A 15,347-nucleotide genomic window follows, 5' to 3' on the forward strand; every position below is an offset into this window, starting at 1 on the left:
CGGCTAATTGAAGGTAGCGAAGCAGATACTACTGATTAAGCAGATGAAAAGAAGGAGGGAGAGAGAAATGAACCGCCTGCTCAAGCTGTTCAAGCTGTTCGCGCAGCTGCCGGCAAAGCTGTTAGGATATGTCGCGATGAAGCAGCGAGCCCGTATGAGGTCCAAGCAGCAATTGCTTCAAGCGGAGGCACCGAAATTGCGTCATGAGCTTCTCCGCGAGCTGAGGCACGCATGGGAATCGCAGTCCAATGCGCAAGGTAAGCGCGTGCATGAATATACGAAGGACGAAAGAGCACTCATCCATCGAATCCTTCACGAAACGGAGCAGGCCAACCGGAACAACGTAACGCGTACGGAAGCGTACCGGGCTGTTTATTTTCGCTGCCAGGAGCTTCATTGGGCGCTGCTCGCACATGTGGTTTCCCGCAATGGCGGCTGGAATATGACGGATTTGCAAGGGGATCTGCTGCCGAGGCTGCTCGATGACGGTCACCGGAAGGATACATTTCTTCTACTAGAGCGCGTGAACTCGCTTATTTTTCAAGACGCCTACCCGCAGCTGCTGCTCTATGAAGCGTCGTGCAAGGCAGGGAGGGAGCTATTCGATCTGCTGCCTGCGTTTCAAGTATCAGCTTTCATGAAGCCGGTATGGTCGCAATTCTGGCGGCGCAAAAACTCGGCGCTTCTTACGACAGCGCTTATCGTTAATGAACAGCATGTGATAGAGGAACCGATCATTCAAAGTCCATACTTCAAACAGCATGTACTTGGTCAGCCTTCCTTTCTGTTTCAATCCCCTTTGCAGACGAACGCGGTGTTCATGCCTTATTGTACGCCTGGTGGCTTAGATAAGAAGCTGGCAGGTCTTATTCTGGAAGATTTCAGCAGCTTGCCGGAGCGCATCGAATTCGGTAAAAGATTGTATGCCATACTATTTGGCGTACCCGAGGTGTCGACTGGGGTTCATGCGTTCGTTCGCGCCGTGCCGCACACTGGATCGCGAGCGGATTATGCGCCGCAGATGTTCACGAAGGAGCTGAATACGGCTGCTTCGTCTGCGTCTTATATAGAGAAGCTGGATGGCTGTGCGCTGCGTGAGGGCGCTTCGAAGCTGACTAGCCTGGAGCTTGCTGCAGCGTGGGAGGATGTCCCGCTCGCAACTGCGGATCGGGAAGATTGGTTCAATCTGGTGAAGGATCATGTGAATTCGTATTTCGACGCCGAGCTGCAATTGCCGGCAGTCTTCGAGATGACAGAGGAGCACTGCTATGCGTTGAACAAAATCGAGCTTGCAGTACTTGCTGCTGAGCGGCTGCGGATGGCATTCCAAGAGGGATTTCAAGAGAGAATAAAAGGCGATAAAACCAGCTGACGAATGAACGTGCAGCCAATTTTATCGCCTTTTGTGTTGCTAATTTGCTACGCCTTGCGTTGCAGCAGCTCCCAGCGGTAAACATATTCGAACAGGAACTCGAACGCTTCCAGATGACGCTTCGCTTCGAATGCGTTCGCGCCCCAGGCGTAGATGCCATGCTTGCGCAGCATAATGCCAGGGATTCGAGGATCAAGCCGTTCCGTAACTTCCGGCACGATGCTGGGGATATGCGTGAAATTCGAAACGATCGGAATGTCGATATGCGCTTCCTCGTCCCAAATGTTGAATGCTTTGATCAGCTCAACACCGTCCACGGGAATTGATTTGCGCTCCCAGAACAGCTCTGACACGATGCTATTGAACACGGAATGAATGTGGAAGATTGCACCGGCGCCTGTTTGCCGATAAATCTCACAGTGAATGAGCGTCTCCGCAGATGGCTTGAGCCGAGTTGTCTCGCAAGGCTTGCCCGATTGGTCAACGAACAGGAAGTCCTCCGGTGTCGAGAGCGATTTGTCCTTACCGCTCGCCGTAATGGCGAAGTGGAATTCGTCTTGCGTGTAATCGCCGACACGAATGGAAAGATTGCCGCTTGTGCCAGGGAACCAGCCGCGGGAAGCGAAGAGGCTCTTCACTTCGGTAAGCTCTGCAAGCGCGCGCTGTTTATCTTCTGTAGCAATTCGTTCAAATGACATCGTTAAGTTGTCGCCTCCTGCAGTTTCAGTACCTGTATAACATCATGGAATGTCTCGAACGGATGGAATGGAAGTCCGAGCTCCTTGCATTTCAGGATGAGATGAGAGCGTGCGAATACCGTATCAACGAGCTTCGCGCCTTCAAAGTCCGTCACGCTGTCGCCGATAATGATTCGTTCATAGCGATCACTAGGGAAACGGCGGATGATCGTGGATTTGCACATGCCGCAATCGGTCTTGCATTCGCCTTCGCAAGGGTGCGGCCAAGTGATCTCAATCTGTTCGCCAGAGAAATCGCTGCCGTTGCAATAAATATGCTCCTCCGGAATGCCGAATGGTGCAAGAAGTGGATAGACGAAGAAGTCGATCCCGCCGCTCGTGACGAAGAACTCGATATCGGTATCTTTGCAGAATTGCAGCAGCTCTGCGAAACCGGCACGAATCTTCGCATTCGAGATGGCATAGTCCACAACTTCACGCTTCATCGAAGTAGGAAGCAGGCGGAACATCTCGCCAACACCTTCTCGGATTGTCTTGCGCTGTGCGACGATATCATTCACAATCGCCTCCCAGCCGGGAGGGTTGAAATGGCGGATAATCGCGACAATGTTATCGTTCTCGGTAATCGTACCGTCGAAATCACAAAAAATAACACGTTTCATTACTCTTTATACCCCCACAATTCAATCGCGGCCTTGAGCGCTTCATTGCCAGACTGTGCTGCCGCGTCAGGCAGTGAAACGCCTGCGCTTGCCGCTTCAATGGCTTGACGGAACGCATGACCGCCAGCTGCTGTACCCATTGGATGTCCGTGGATGCCGCCGCCTGCGTTTACGACAACCTCTGTGCCGAAGTCGCGCAGGATGAGCGGGACGAGTCCCGGGTGAATGCCTGCCGAAGGTACCGGGAAGCTGCTGCGTACAGGCAATGCTGCATCGATGAGCGCGGCTTGAACAGCAAGATTCTCTTCTCTTGGCATGACGACCGAGCCGTATGGTGAAGGGAAGAGGGCGAGATCCGCGCCAGCAAGGCGCATCAGCTTGCCAAGCAAGAGTGGAGCTGCAATGCCATAATGCGGCGATGGATAGAGAGCGCCAGCCATCGCTGGATGAGCGGCAATAGGTACCGAAATGTCCGGATCGCTGCTTAGCTCATGCAGCACGTCGTAGCCGTAAGCTAAGACGTTGAAGAGCAAGGCATTGGCGCCTGCTGCAATTGCTCGCTTCGCCTGCGAAGCCAGCTTCGATGTCGGTCCAGTTAGATTCACCGCATAGAGCAGCTTCTGTCCGGTTTCGGCTTCCGCTTGCCGCGCTGCTTCCATACAAGCTTCCACACGTTTCTCAAGCGGTGTCAGCGGGTTTTCGAATAGAATCTCGTCATCCTTGATCAGATCGACGCCGCCGAGCGCTTGCTTGTAGAACTGGTCGCGCAGGTTGTGCAGGTCATGACCGATAACGGATTTGAAGATACTCATGAGCAATGGTCGCTCATAAACACCGAGCAAATCGCGAATGCCGGAGATGCCGAACTTCGGTCCTGGGAAGGCCGATACGAAGTCGGAAGAGAAATCAAGATCAAGCAGCTTGATCTTGCCGTCCATGGACAGCTTGCCGAATACCGTTACGAGCAGGGCAGGGAGGTCGCGGCTGAAGTTGACGTCAGGGTAAGCGATGCGGATATCCGCATAACGCTCGCCAGGCCTAACGTCAGCCGGTTCATGAGCTTCAACGGAAACGACGCGGCCGAGATGCTTCTCCATCTCAGCTTTGCGTGCTTCCGGAAGCTCCGTCCAACTACCGACTGTAAGTCCTACGGCAATACCAAGCGCTTTCTTCTGAAAATCTGCTTTATCGTCATGAAGACGATAGGTTGCTATACATACTGCACCATTACTCATGATGTCGCTTTCCTTTCGATTTCTGCGCCCATTTCTGCAGCGCGTTCCGCAGCGCAGGCAATTGCGCTGATTACGCTGCCGGAGAAATTGTTCGCATCCAATTTTTCAATTGCCGCATGAGTCGTTCCGTTCGGAGACGTAACTTTGCGGCGTAGTTCTGCCGGATTCTCACCTGTAGCTTTTACCATATGGGCAGCTCCTAGTACGGTTTGAATCGTTAGCTCGCGAGCTGCTTCCTCCGTTAAGCCAAGCTCAGTTCCGGCAGCAATCATTGCTTCCATCAAATAATAGACATACGCAGGGCCGCTGCCCGAAAGTCCAGTGACTACATCAAGCTTTGGCTCCTCAACGACGGCAGTTAAGCCGACAGATTGGAACATCAGCTCCGCGAGAGTACGCTGTGAGGCCGTAACTGACGAGGAGAAGCTGACGCCTGTTGCGCCAAGTCCGATCGTACTTGAAGTGTTCGGCATTGTACGGACGACCGGCATCGGTTTGCCGACCAGCGTTTCGAGCGTCTTTATCGTCATCCCTGCAATTATCGAGACGATTAATTGTCCAGGATGAAGCAGCTCGCGGATATTTGATATCGCTTCTGCTGCGTCCTTCGGCTTCATCGCGAGGAAGACGATATCGGCTTCCCGCAGCATGCTGGATTTCTCCTCATCATGCGCAGCCGTATGCACGCCATATCGGGAGGAGAGCTCATTAAGCCGGTCAATGTTCGAGCGATTCATCATGCTAACCTGCTGAGGCTCCGTTAAACCGCGGTCCAGCAAGCCTCTTACCATGGCTTCGGCCATTGAGCCTGCGCCATAGAAACACATTTTGAGCGAACTGATTTCCTGCACTGCCTCTGCATTCGAAAGTGTTGTCATTGCCTTATGCTCCTCCTGTCCTTATCCGCGAACTTGTCCGTTGCCGTAAACTCTAAACTTCGTCGAAGTGAGCGCAGGCAGACCCATCGGTCCGCGTGCATGCAGCTTCTGTGTGCTTATGCCGATTTCGGCGCCATAGCCGAATTCGAATCCGTCTGTGAATCTTGTGGAAGCATTATGGTAAACGGCTGCAGCATCAACCTGTTGCAGGAACGCTGCTGCATGCTCTTCATTCTCCGTCACAATACACTCTGAATGCATCGTGCCATACTTGCGGATATGCCCAATCGCTTCGTCCACACTTGCAACGATTCGAATATTCATGATGTAGTCATTATATTCTGTTGCATAATCGGCTTCCGTTACCGATTTCGCTTCTGGGATAAGCGTCAACGTACGGTCACAGCCGCGAAGCTCTACGTTTACCGAATGGAATCGGTTAGCCAGTTCGCTTAGATGGCGATTAGCCCATGCTTCGTGAACGAGCAGCGTCTCCATGGAGTTGCAGACAGAAGGGCGCTGCACCTTGGCATTAAAGGCGATGTCTGCTGCCATTGCTGGCTGCGCGCTTTCATCCAAATAAGTATGACAAATGCCTGCCCCGGTTTCAATGACAGGGACGGTCGCATTTTCAACAACATTGCGAATTAATGAAGCTCCTCCGCGAGGAATGACAACATCGAGCAGACCGTTCAGCTTCAGCATCTCATCGACCGAAGAGCGAGATGGGTCTTCGATGAGCTGTAATGCATCAGGCGGCAGGGCAGTGGTTGCGAGTGCTTCGCGCAGTACCTCGACGATGCGGCGATTCGAATCAAGTGCTGCGGAGCCGCCGCGAAGAACGACTGCATTGCCTGTCTTGAGGCATAGTCCAGCGGCGTCAACGGTCACGTTCGGACGCGCTTCGTAGATCATACCGATGACGCCAAGCGGCACCGATATTTTCTCGACGCGAAGGCCGTTCGGTCGCTCGAACGATTCGAGTGTCTTGCCAACGGGATCGGGAAGTTCAGCTACCTGGCGCAAGCCATCAGCAATATCCGCGATGCGACTCTGCGTTAAAGTGAGGCGATCGAGTAAAGACTCGCTTGTGCCGTTCGCACGGCCGCGATCAATATCTTTAAGATTGGCTGCAAGGATGGAATCCTGCTGCACGATGAGATGGTCAGCCATCACTTGCAAAGCTTTGTTCTTCTCATTCGTTGTCAATCGGTTCATGACTGTCGCAGCTTGTTTCGCTAACGCTGCTTTTTCCCTCACTTCGCTCATAACGCTCTCCCTCTCCATATCCGTTATCTGTTATCTGTTATCTGTTATTTAAGCTCTAAGTGTGACCCATTCATCACGGTGTATGACTTCAATCCTTGATACCTCGACACGTCTGCGCACTTCTTCAGTACTTAGGCCAGCGACTGCTTGAACTTGCCATGCAGCATAGTTGACGACGCCACGTCCGAGCGATTGCTGATGTGCGTTGAACACTTCTACGACATCGCCAGGGTGGAAGTCGCCGTCAATAGCTTGAATACCTGCCGGAAGTAAGCTCTTCCCGCCGAGCAAAAGCGCCTTCTCAGCGCCTTCATCGACAATTATGCGGCCTTGCGGCATCGAGTGGAAGCCGAGCCATTGCTTCTTGGTCGTCAAGTTATGTTCATTGGTGTCAAAATAAGTGCCTTTGCCGTCATCCTTCACTGCGAGCATCAGATCACCAGGTTCCATAACGCGACCGATAAAGACCGGAACGCCGCCGCGCATCGCGATTCGCGCCGCTTCGATCTTGGAGCGCATGCCGCCAGTTCCAACGGATGAGCCTGCGCCGCCCGCGATGCGAAGAATGTCATCCGTAATGTGATCGACGCGGTCGATCTTCACGGCATTCGGGTTTTTGCGCGGATCTTCTGTATACAAGCCGTCCATGTCGGTGAGAATAATAAGCCTCTTCGCTTTCACGAGATTGCCGACAAGCGCGGACAAGGTGTCATTTTCGCTGAATTTCAGTTCGTCCGTTGCGACGGTGTCATTCTCGTTGACAATCGGAATCATACGCCGATGGAGGAGCTCTTCAATGGTCATGAGCGCATTGTTGATCCGTTTACGGTTGGAGAAATCTGCGCGCGTCAGCAGAATCTGAGCAACACCGATGCCTCCGTCAGTCCCATAGGAAGCGAAAGCTTCTTGGTACGCTTGCATGAGCAGAGCTTGACCGACAGCTGCCGCAGCTTGCTTCTCATGAACGAGCTTGGGCCGCGAAGCATAGCCGATCTTCTTGAAGCCTGCGGCAATAGCGCCGGAAGTGACTAGCAGCACTCGAAAGCCGGCTTCATGCAGGGAAGCGAGCTCATTGGCGAAGAAGGCAATACGTTCCTTGTTAATGCCGCCTTCCTCGGAGGTTAAGGAGCTGCTGCCGATTTTGACTACGATGGTTTCTGTCATGTCACGATTCACCTCAAGCCCTTTCTTATGTAAATAAAATAAAAAAACTTCCATCCCTTGTAGTTATACAAAGGACGAAAGTTTATGACTTCCGCGGTACCACCTTTATTAACGGCGATGTAGCTCCAATCGGTTGGAGGCATGCCGTTCCGCTTAAAGACCTGTTAACAGCAGGCCGCTGTCCGACTCATCGCCGGCCGTTCCGGGGTAGGTTTCTGCAGCAAATGCTGTAAATTCTCTCAGCTAATGAATTTACTCTCTGATCGCACCTGCGGGCTTGCATACTGAGCCCCATCAATACGTTCTCGTTATTTAATTAACGCTAAGCATACCATGCTGAGGCTTGGGCTGTAAAGACATACAAAAACCCGTAAGCGTAAGCTCTACGGGCAGGAGTTGCCTCTTAAAAAAGATTCAATTTGCCTATACGGTGAATCGCTTCCTGTAGCCGTTCTTCCGGTGCAAGCAAGCCAAGACGTACGTACGATTCGCCATGCGTTCCGAAGCCGATACCTGGTGCGAGTACGACATCCGCATGCTCAAGCACGTAATCGGAGAACGATGCAGATGTATGGCCTTTTGGCACAGGCAGCCAGCAGAAGAAGGAACCGCTTGGCTTCGCGACTTGCCAGCCGATCTCATTCATCGCTTCGAAGAGGGCATTACGGCGGCTCTCATAGGCAGAGGTCAGATCAGTGACGCATTGCTGCGGGCCAGTTAACGCTTCTGCTGCTGCGGCTTGAATGCCGCCGAACAGACTGCAGTAATAATGATCTTGAATAAGATTGATGAGCGAAATGATTTCCGGATTGCCAAGTGCAAAGCCGACACGCCATCCAGCCATATTATAGGTTTTGGACAATGTGTAGAACTCGACGCCGACTTCCTTCGCGCCTGGTGTCTGCAAGAAACTGACTGGCTGCTTGCCGTCGAATCCAATAGCTCCGTAAGCGAAATCGCTTGCCACGACAATGCCATGCTTCGCAGCAAATTCAACCGTACGCGAGTAAAATGCGGGGTCAGCCGTTGCGCCGGTCGGATTGTTCGGATAGTTAATGAACATGAGCTTTGCTTTGTCCGCAATGTCTGTTTTCACGCGGTCATAATCCGGCAAGAAAGCATTGTCTGCTGTGAGCGGCATATATTCCATGCGGCCGCCTGCAAGCGCGACTCCGGACCAGTAATCTGGGTAGCCGGGATCGGGAACGAGGCAGATGTCTCCAGGATTGAGCAGACATTGCGAAATTTCAATTAATCCGGTTTTGCCGCCGAACAATATGGCAACTTCCTTCTCCGGGTCAAGCTCAACTCCATAATCCTCTTTGTACCGCTGCGCAACCGCTTGCTTCAGAAACGGATAGCCGCTAAACGGAGGGTAGCGATGATACAGCGGATTCGGCGCTGCTTCTTGAAGTGCAGCGACAATGTGCTCCGGGGTAGGTCGGTCTGGATTGCCTTGTCCCAAGTTGATGACATCGCGACCTTTTGCCGTTTGGGCATTCGCTTTACGAACAAGTCCTGCAAAAAATTGTGTAGGCAAACCGGTCATCCGGTTTGCCGGGCTGATTTGAAATGTTTCTGTTACATCCATAGTCATCACTCCACCGTTAATCTAAGCCTAAATGTAGCATAGGTGATGAGCGACATCAATGCGTGACATTAATCGTACGTTAAGTGCATTCCCGGCTCCGCCTCAAAATTGCGATGGTCACTCCCGTGGTGCTTCGCACCAAAGTCGTTCCCATTCGCAATTTCGAGAACTACGCCTCGCGCACAGGAACGGCAAATTAAACTCACGCTTGATTCGCTCGTTGGTGGGGAAAAGAAAAATGAAAAAAGAACAAACTACAAATTGATTGTCTTCAGGAATGGCTTAATATTGCCTTTGAAATTTAGCAAATATGGCTTGCGGTTCTCATCGAAGACGAGAAGGAGTTGAGGTTTCTTCGGGCAATAGAACAGGAACACATCTTGAGTCATCACTTGGGTGCCGCCGGCATTGACTGCTGTTGGTTCATCTAGCGGGATACGGAATACGTAGCCGCACTTATCATCGGCGGTGAGTTTAGGTGACAGACCTGTTACGCCCTTCAGCCATGACTTGGCGTAGCCTTGATACTCAGCACTGTTCGGCACGGACTTGACGACTTTGCCTTGCACGACGTCGAATGCTTGGACAGGTCGTTGTCCTGCGCCGCCGTCATCATGCTTTGCTGCGCCTACTGCATTCGGAATCATTAAACATAAGAATAACGCGATAACGGTAATGAAGTGCTTGCGGTACATGTTCATCTTGTTCATCAGAATGGTCTCCTTTATGTCGGTCATGGTGGTTTCTCAGTTACGATACCCATCTTGACAGCGAAGCATGAGACGTTATGATAAGGTAAAACTGAGCAGATAAGGTCGGTTCAGCTAGTGCTTGAGGAGGCAAAACTTATGACAGATACGAAGCTGCGCATCGCGCTTGTTCAGATGCATGTTGATGCAGGAAATCCAGATGCCAATTATGATCGGCTGAAGGTAAAGTTGGAAGAGGCGGTTCAAGGTTCCGAGAAGCCGGACTTGATTATGCTGCCGGAGATGTGGAATACCGGTTATGCGCTGGAGCAAATCGACCAGCTTGCAGATCCGAACGGAGAACGTACGAAAGAGATGCTGTCTGCTTTCGCGCACGAGCATCACGTTCAAATTATTGGCGGTTCTATCGCGGAGAAGCGGGATAACGGCGTATACAATACGATCTACGCATTTAATGAGCAAGGGGAAGTAATCGCTGATTATTCGAAGATCCACCTGTTCCGTCTCATGGACGAGGAGAAGCATCTGCTCGCAGGAGAGAAGCTTGGTCAACTTCAAGTGGCTGGTGCGGAAGCTGGCATGATGATCTGCTACGATATCCGGTTCCCAGAGCTTGCGCGTAAGCTAGCGCTTGGCGGAGCAAAGGCGATGTTCGTGCCGGCTCAGTGGCCGAATCCGAGATTGCATCACTGGCGTACGCTGCTGCTTGCAAGAGCGATTGAGAATCAAATGTTCGTCATCGCTTGCAACCGCTGCGGTACGAGCGGCACGAGCACGTTCTTCGGCCACTCGCTTATCATTGATCCATGGGGCGAAATTATCGCGGAAGCGGGCGAGGAAGAGACCATTTTGCATGCTGAGATCGATCTCTCCATGGTGGACTCGGTTCGGGCCAAGATCCCCGTATTTGAAGATCGCCGTCCATCGCTGTATTAACAGTTAACGGCTAACAGGTAACTCTAGCCGCCAAAATGCTGCTCCGTCGTCTGCTTCATCGTTTCAATGAACGCTTCGGCCGCTCTCGACAGATAGCGGCCTTTGCGGCTCGCAATGACGAGCGTCCGAATTGGTGAAGGAGGGGCGAGCGGTAAGTATACCGGGGTGAGCGCATTTACACTTGACCTTGTAATCATCTTCGGAATGAAGGTGATGCCCATCCCGGCGGCTACGAGCGACTGAATGGTCTCAATGTTCGTGCTCTCGAAGACGATCCGCGGCTCGAAGCCAGCTTTCTCGCATATTTCCAATGCATTTTGCCGGAAGCCTTGTCCTTTCTTCAGAACAATGAACGGTTCGTTCCGCAAGCTCTCGATCCGAATCGGCTCAGACTTCTTCGCCAAGTGATGCTCCGGCGGTACGGCAAGTACAATTTCTTCTTCTATAATAGGGACCCATTCAAGCGATGGCTCGAATAGCGGAAGCGCGAGCAGGCTGAGATCCGTTTGGCCGCTTGCTGTAAGCTGCTCAAGCTTGGAAGGAGTATCCTCGACGAGGACAATCTCAATCTCAGGATACTGCTCGGCGAAGATCGGCAGCACGATTGGAAGTACATGTGAGCCAGTTATCGAGAGGCTTCCGACAACCAGCTTGCCTTTGCGCATATGGGCGAGGTCATCAAGCTCTTGCTTCAGCTGCTCGATATTATCGAGGATGCCTTGCGCTTTCTTAACGAAGACAGAACCTGCATGCGTGAGTTCAACCGAGTTCGTTGTTCGGCGAAACAGAAGGACGCCAATTTCCTTCTCTAGCTTCGATAGCTGCTGGCTGAGTGATGGTTGCGCGATGTGAAGCTTCTCGGCGGCACGGGAAAAGTTCTTCTCTTTGGCAATTTGTATGACATATTGGAGCTGGCGGAATTCCATATTTTCTCACTCCACAACTTGTAAGAATGGTTAGGTATGCTCATAGGTTAAACCTATTGCTGTTATAGATATTATATCTTAGATCAATGAAGAATGAAATGTTATGATTGCTTCAACGAACACAATGAATTGATTGTCGAACGAAACAAACGAACTTATGAGGTGAATTCATATGACAAAAAGAACGATGTTTGAGAAAATTTGGGATAATCATGTCATTCATTCAGAGGCTAGCAAGCCAAGCGTCATTTATATCGACCTGCACCTTGTGCACGAAGTAACTTCTCCGCAAGCGTTTGAAGGTCTTCGCTTGACAGGCCGTCAAGTTCGCCGTCCGGAGCTGACTTTCGCAACAATGGATCACAACGTTCCGACGAAGGACCGTTACAACATTACAGATCCAATCTCCAAGCAACAGATTGATACGCTGACGCAGAACTGCAAAGACTTCGGCGTAACATTGTACGATCTGGACAGCCTCGACCAAGGCGTTGTTCACGTTATGGGTCCTGAGCTCGGCCTTACGCATCCTGGCAAAACAATCGTATGCGGCGACAGCCACACTTCGACACACGGCGCATTCGGTGCACTTGCATTCGGTATCGGTACTTCCGAGGTTGAGCACGTAATGGCTACTCAATGCTTGCAGCAATCCAAAGCGAAGACGATGGAAGTTCGTTTCATCGGTAGTCGTAAGCCAGGCGTAACGGCGAAGGATATGATTCTTGGCGTTATCGCAAAATACGGCACAGACTTCGGTACTGGCTATGTTATGGAGTACACAGGCGAAGCCATCCGCACTTTGTCGATGGAAGAGCGTATGACTGTATGTAACATGTCCATCGAAGCCGGCGCTCGTGCTGGTCTTATCGCTCCAGACGAAACAACGTTCGAATACCTGCGCGGCCGCGAATATGCACCGCAAGGCGAAGCGTACGATCGCGCAGTTGCAGTTTGGCAAGATCTTCAAACAGATGAAGGCGCTGCATTCGACACGATTCTCGAATTCGATGTTGACTCCTTGATTCCGCAAGTAACTTGGGGCACAAGCCCGGGCATGGGTACTGATATCACTGCAAAAGTACCTGTACCGGCTGAGCTTCCAACTGAGAATGAACGCAAAGCTGCTGAGAAAGCACTTGAATACATGGGACTTACACCAGGCACACCGATGAACGAAATCGACATCGACTATGTCTTTATCGGTTCTTGCACAAACGGTCGTATTGAAGACCTTCGCGCTGCTGCTGAAGTTGCGCGCGGTTACCAAGTTAGCGATCGTGTAACGGCAATCGTCGTTCCAGGTTCGGGTCGTGTTAAGATTCAAGCTGAGAAAGAAGGTCTAGATAAGATCTTCACAGAAGCAGGCTTCGAATGGCGTGACGCTGGCTGCTCCATGTGCCTTGCGATGAACCCTGACGTGCTTGAGCCAGGTCAACGCTGCGCATCGACATCCAACCGTAACTTCGAAGGCCGTCAAGGTCGCGGCGGACGTACGCATCTCGTATCTCCGGCAATGGCTGCAGCTGCTGCAATTATGGGTAAATTCACAGACGTTCGCGATTGGCAGATCAAATCCGAAGTTCTGAACTAGTATATATTTGAGATTCGAGAGGAGTTCATCAACATGGAAGCTTTCAAACAACTAACGGGTCTTGTTGCCCCGGTAGACCGTGTAAATGTAGATACAGACGCTATCATCCCGAAACAATTTCTTAAGCGCATCGAGCGCAGCGGATTCGGCCAATTCCTTTTCTTCGAATGGCGCTGGGACGAGAAAGGCAATGTCATTGACAGCTTCAGCCTGAATCAACCACGTTATCAAGGTTCCGAAGTGCTGATCTCCCGCGCAAACTTCGGTTGCGGTTCATCGCGTGAGCACGCACCATGGGCGATTTTGGACTACGGCTTCAAAGTTGTCATCGCGCCATCGTTCGCTGATATTTTCTATAACAACTGCTTCAAGAACGGTATCTTGCCGATTCGCCTGAGCGAAGAGCAAGTTGAAGATTTGTTCCAGCGCACGACTAAGACTGAAGGCTACAAGCTGAACGTCGACTTGGAGAACAATACAATTACTGATGATGCGGGTCTTAACATCTCATTCGATCTTGATGAGCACCGCCGTCAATTCCTGCTTCAAGGTCTAGACGATATCGGTCTTACGCTTCAGCACGAGGACAAAATCTCTGCATACGAAGCTAACCGCGTTGCATTCTAAATCCATTGACTTCAATGCGTTTATATGAATAACGAGAGAAACTCCGGTACCGGTGTACCGGGGTTTCTTTTTTGTGTCTTTTTCATGCTACAAATTTCCTCAAAACGCAACTTTTTCTGTCAAATTGCGTCTAATAAGCGAATAATAAGTCATCGAGGTGAAAGATGAAGAAGTTTGTAACCGCTGTACTATTGTTGTCGTTCCTCATCTCTATGTTTCCGGCTCTTGTAGGAGCAGCAGAAGCAGCGCCAAAGCTCTATCTGAATGGCAAGCAGCTGCAAAGCGGGGCAGAACCGCAAATTGTCGGAGATACCACTTTTGTGCCTATTCGCACGGTAACTGAAGGACTCGGATTTGATGTATCCTGGACATCGCCCGTAGTCACGATCTCGAACGGTAATACGAGTATGCTTCTAACGATTGGCGATAAGACAGCAATCGTGAATGGTCAAGAAGCGTCGCTCGAGAAGCCTGCAATCATTGACACGGGTTCGACGTTAGTGCCGCTTCGATTCGTAGGTGAACAGTTTGGGTTACAAGTTTATTGGGACAAGCAGTCACGTTCCGTGCACTTGTACGCCGAATCCACTACACCGGATGCTCCTGTTGATCCAGGAACCGGCAGTGGAAGCGATAATGGCACTGAAACAGGCGAATCTGGCACTCCAGGCAGTGATCCATCAACCAATGAGCCAAATTCCACAACTCTCTTGAAAGCAATCGAGTATAATGGTCTTGGCAGTATTTCTCTCCCGTATGACGGCAGCTTCGGCGATGTACGGACTGAAGTGCTGCACAGCCCTGAGCGGATCGTTATTGATTTGCCGAATATGAACTTCGCACCTGGCTTTACGCCTGGTTTCACGAGCATCGCTGCGAAGCTCGGAGAAATTCTCATCGATTCGCATCCTACTCTGAAGAAGATTCGCTTCTCTTATTATTCGGACAAGCCGTCGACCGTTCGTGTTGTGTTGGACTTGTCAGCTCCAACCAATTACGACGTCGTGAAGGAAGAGCAAGGCATCCGCATTGATGTGCTGGAGCAGACGGGACCACCACCTGTTGACACGCCGCCTGTGACCGATCCGACTTTGCCGGTAACACCTCCGGTAGTCAAGCCAGAAACACCGCCGGTCACTGGGCCGACCATCTATAAAGTCGTGCTGGATGCCGGACACGGTGGCAAGGACCCAGGTGCTTCTAGCGTTAACGGGCATAAGGAGAAAGAGTATAATCTAGCGATTACTTTGAAAGTAAAAGCGCTCCTTGACAAAGAAACAAGAATTAAGCCGTATCTGACGAGATCGAATGATACATTTATTGAACTTGATGATCGTGCTTCTTTCGCAAACAATCTTAAAGCGAACTTATTTATTTCTTTCCATGCGAATAAAGCAGAATCTGCATCCGTTACCGGTTCAGAGACGTATTACTATCATGCGAATAGCAAAGCTTTCGCGGACATCATTCACAAGCATCTGATAGCTGGTACCACTCTAAAGAACCGCAGCGTTAGAACGGCTGCATTCCGTGTCGTGAAAGCAACGACGATGCCTGCCGTCTTACTTGAAGCGGGATATCTGTCGAATAGTAATGATAGCTCGGTATTGTTTAGCGACCAGAAGCAGAACAAGATTGCTGCAGAAATCGTCAAAGGAATTAAAGAATATTTGAAGCTTAGCTAG

The 15,347-nt window shown here is 51.1% G+C and carries 14 protein-coding genes; 5 read left to right on the top strand and 9 right to left on the bottom strand.

Annotated features, from left to right (window positions below; all coding sequences use genetic code 11):
* Window positions 1-67 precede the first annotated feature (67 nt).
* A complete protein-coding gene (locus BMY11_RS03680; RefSeq protein WP_256217290.1) occupies window positions 68-1,372 on the top strand; it encodes a DUF2515 family protein in 1,305 nt (434 codons plus the stop codon).
* 47 nt (window positions 1,373-1,419) lie between these two features.
* Here BMY11_RS03680 and mtnB read toward each other — a convergent pair whose 3' ends face one another.
* From mtnB to BMY11_RS03720, 8 genes are all read right to left on the bottom strand, one after another.
* Window positions 1,420-2,070 carry a methylthioribulose 1-phosphate dehydratase gene (mtnB, locus tag BMY11_RS03685; protein ID WP_090573093.1) on the bottom strand — a complete coding sequence of 217 codons (651 nt, stop codon included), beginning with the start codon at window positions 2,068-2,070 and terminating at the stop codon, window positions 1,420-1,422.
* Between the two features lie 2 nt (window positions 2,071-2,072).
* Entirely contained in the window at window positions 2,073-2,732 is a 660-nt protein-coding gene (locus BMY11_RS03690; protein ID WP_090573094.1) for a 2-hydroxy-3-keto-5-methylthiopentenyl-1-phosphate phosphatase, read from the bottom strand.
* Window positions 2,732-3,967 carry a 2,3-diketo-5-methylthiopentyl-1-phosphate enolase gene (locus tag BMY11_RS03695; RefSeq protein WP_090573095.1) on the bottom strand — a complete coding sequence of 412 codons (1,236 nt, stop codon included), beginning with the start codon at window positions 3,965-3,967 and terminating at the stop codon, window positions 2,732-2,734. Before BMY11_RS03695 ends, BMY11_RS03690 begins: the two co-directional genes overlap by 1 nt.
* The gene (proC, locus tag BMY11_RS03700) at window positions 3,964-4,845 is read right to left on the bottom strand and encodes a pyrroline-5-carboxylate reductase (protein ID WP_090573096.1); all 882 of its coding nucleotides are present in this window, start codon (window positions 4,843-4,845) and stop codon (window positions 3,964-3,966) included. The genes BMY11_RS03695 and proC overlap by 4 nt, the downstream gene beginning before the upstream one ends.
* A gap of 21 nt (window positions 4,846-4,866) precedes the next feature.
* Window positions 4,867-6,114 (bottom strand): glutamate-5-semialdehyde dehydrogenase, encoded by a 1,248-nt coding sequence (locus BMY11_RS03705; RefSeq protein WP_090573097.1) that lies wholly within the window; start codon window positions 6,112-6,114, stop codon window positions 4,867-4,869.
* A gap of 48 nt (window positions 6,115-6,162) precedes the next feature.
* A complete protein-coding gene (proB, locus tag BMY11_RS03710) occupies window positions 6,163-7,278 on the bottom strand; it encodes a glutamate 5-kinase (RefSeq protein ID WP_090573098.1) in 1,116 nt (371 codons plus the stop codon).
* A 403-nt stretch (window positions 7,279-7,681) separates the two neighbouring features.
* Entirely contained in the window at window positions 7,682-8,869 is a 1,188-nt protein-coding gene (locus tag BMY11_RS03715; protein ID WP_256217291.1) for a pyridoxal phosphate-dependent aminotransferase, read from the bottom strand.
* 254 nt (window positions 8,870-9,123) lie between these two features.
* Window positions 9,124-9,579, bottom strand: a complete 456-nt coding sequence (locus tag BMY11_RS03720) for a hypothetical protein (protein ID WP_256217292.1) — start codon at window positions 9,577-9,579, stop codon at window positions 9,124-9,126.
* Window positions 9,580-9,717: 138 nt separating this feature from the next.
* Here BMY11_RS03720 and BMY11_RS03725 point away from each other — a divergent pair, with 138 nt between their 5' ends.
* Window positions 9,718-10,515: a carbon-nitrogen family hydrolase gene (locus BMY11_RS03725; protein WP_090573100.1), complete on the top strand. Its 798-nt coding sequence runs from the start codon at window positions 9,718-9,720 to the stop codon at window positions 10,513-10,515.
* Between the two features lie 23 nt (window positions 10,516-10,538).
* On the opposite strand, the gene BMY11_RS03730 is transcribed toward BMY11_RS03725, so the two are convergent.
* Window positions 10,539-11,441 (bottom strand): LysR family transcriptional regulator, encoded by a 903-nt coding sequence (locus BMY11_RS03730; RefSeq protein ID WP_090573101.1) that lies wholly within the window; start codon window positions 11,439-11,441, stop codon window positions 10,539-10,541.
* A 172-nt stretch (window positions 11,442-11,613) separates the two neighbouring features.
* Between BMY11_RS03730 and leuC the strand changes: the two genes are divergently transcribed.
* The 3 genes from leuC to BMY11_RS03745 all read left to right on the top strand — a co-directional run bounded on the left by leuC (window position 11,614) and on the right by BMY11_RS03745 (window position 15,347).
* Window positions 11,614-13,035: a 3-isopropylmalate dehydratase large subunit gene (gene leuC / locus BMY11_RS03735; protein WP_090573102.1), complete on the top strand. Its 1,422-nt coding sequence runs from the start codon at window positions 11,614-11,616 to the stop codon at window positions 13,033-13,035.
* Between the two features lie 33 nt (window positions 13,036-13,068).
* Window positions 13,069-13,662, top strand: a complete 594-nt coding sequence (gene leuD / locus BMY11_RS03740; RefSeq protein WP_090573103.1) for a 3-isopropylmalate dehydratase small subunit — start codon at window positions 13,069-13,071, stop codon at window positions 13,660-13,662.
* 164 nt (window positions 13,663-13,826) lie between these two features.
* Entirely contained in the window at window positions 13,827-15,347 is a 1,521-nt protein-coding gene (locus BMY11_RS03745; RefSeq protein ID WP_090573104.1) for an N-acetylmuramoyl-L-alanine amidase, read from the top strand.

Source organism: Paenibacillus sp. OV219, assembly GCF_900110075.1.
Taxonomy (GTDB): Bacteria; Bacillota; Bacilli; order Paenibacillales; family Paenibacillaceae; genus Paenibacillus_Z.

Bases quoted from the DNA above. Each gene is read 5' to 3' on its own strand.
- proC (WP_090573096.1), bottom strand. From the start codon at position 4,845: ATGACAACACTTTCGAATGCAGAGGCAGTGCAGGAAATCAGTTCGCTC.
- BMY11_RS03690 (WP_090573094.1), bottom strand. From the start codon at position 2,732: ATGAAACGTGTTATTTTTTGTGATTTCGACGGTACGATTACCGAGAAC.
- BMY11_RS03730 (WP_090573101.1), bottom strand. From the start codon at position 11,441: ATGGAATTCCGCCAGCTCCAATATGTCATACAAATTGCCAAAGAGAAG.
- BMY11_RS03720 (WP_256217292.1), bottom strand. From the start codon at position 9,579: ATGAACAAGATGAACATGTACCGCAAGCACTTCATTACCGTTATCGCG.
- BMY11_RS03705 (WP_090573097.1), bottom strand. From the start codon at position 6,114: ATGAGCGAAGTGAGGGAAAAAGCAGCGTTAGCGAAACAAGCTGCGACA.
- mtnB (WP_090573093.1), bottom strand. From the start codon at position 2,070: ATGTCATTTGAACGAATTGCTACAGAAGATAAACAGCGCGCGCTTGCA.
- BMY11_RS03695 (WP_090573095.1), bottom strand. From the start codon at position 3,967: ATGAGTAATGGTGCAGTATGTATAGCAACCTATCGTCTTCATGACGAT.
- leuD (WP_090573103.1), top strand. From the start codon at position 13,069: ATGGAAGCTTTCAAACAACTAACGGGTCTTGTTGCCCCGGTAGACCGT.
- proB (WP_090573098.1), bottom strand. From the start codon at position 7,278: ATGACAGAAACCATCGTAGTCAAAATCGGCAGCAGCTCCTTAACCTCC.
- leuC (WP_090573102.1), top strand. From the start codon at position 11,614: ATGACAAAAAGAACGATGTTTGAGAAAATTTGGGATAATCATGTCATT.
- BMY11_RS03715 (WP_256217291.1), bottom strand. From the start codon at position 8,869: ATGGATGTAACAGAAACATTTCAAATCAGCCCGGCAAACCGGATGACC.
- BMY11_RS03725 (WP_090573100.1), top strand. From the start codon at position 9,718: ATGACAGATACGAAGCTGCGCATCGCGCTTGTTCAGATGCATGTTGAT.
- BMY11_RS03680 (WP_256217290.1), top strand. From the start codon at position 68: ATGAACCGCCTGCTCAAGCTGTTCAAGCTGTTCGCGCAGCTGCCGGCA.
- BMY11_RS03745 (WP_090573104.1), top strand. From the start codon at position 13,827: ATGAAGAAGTTTGTAACCGCTGTACTATTGTTGTCGTTCCTCATCTCT.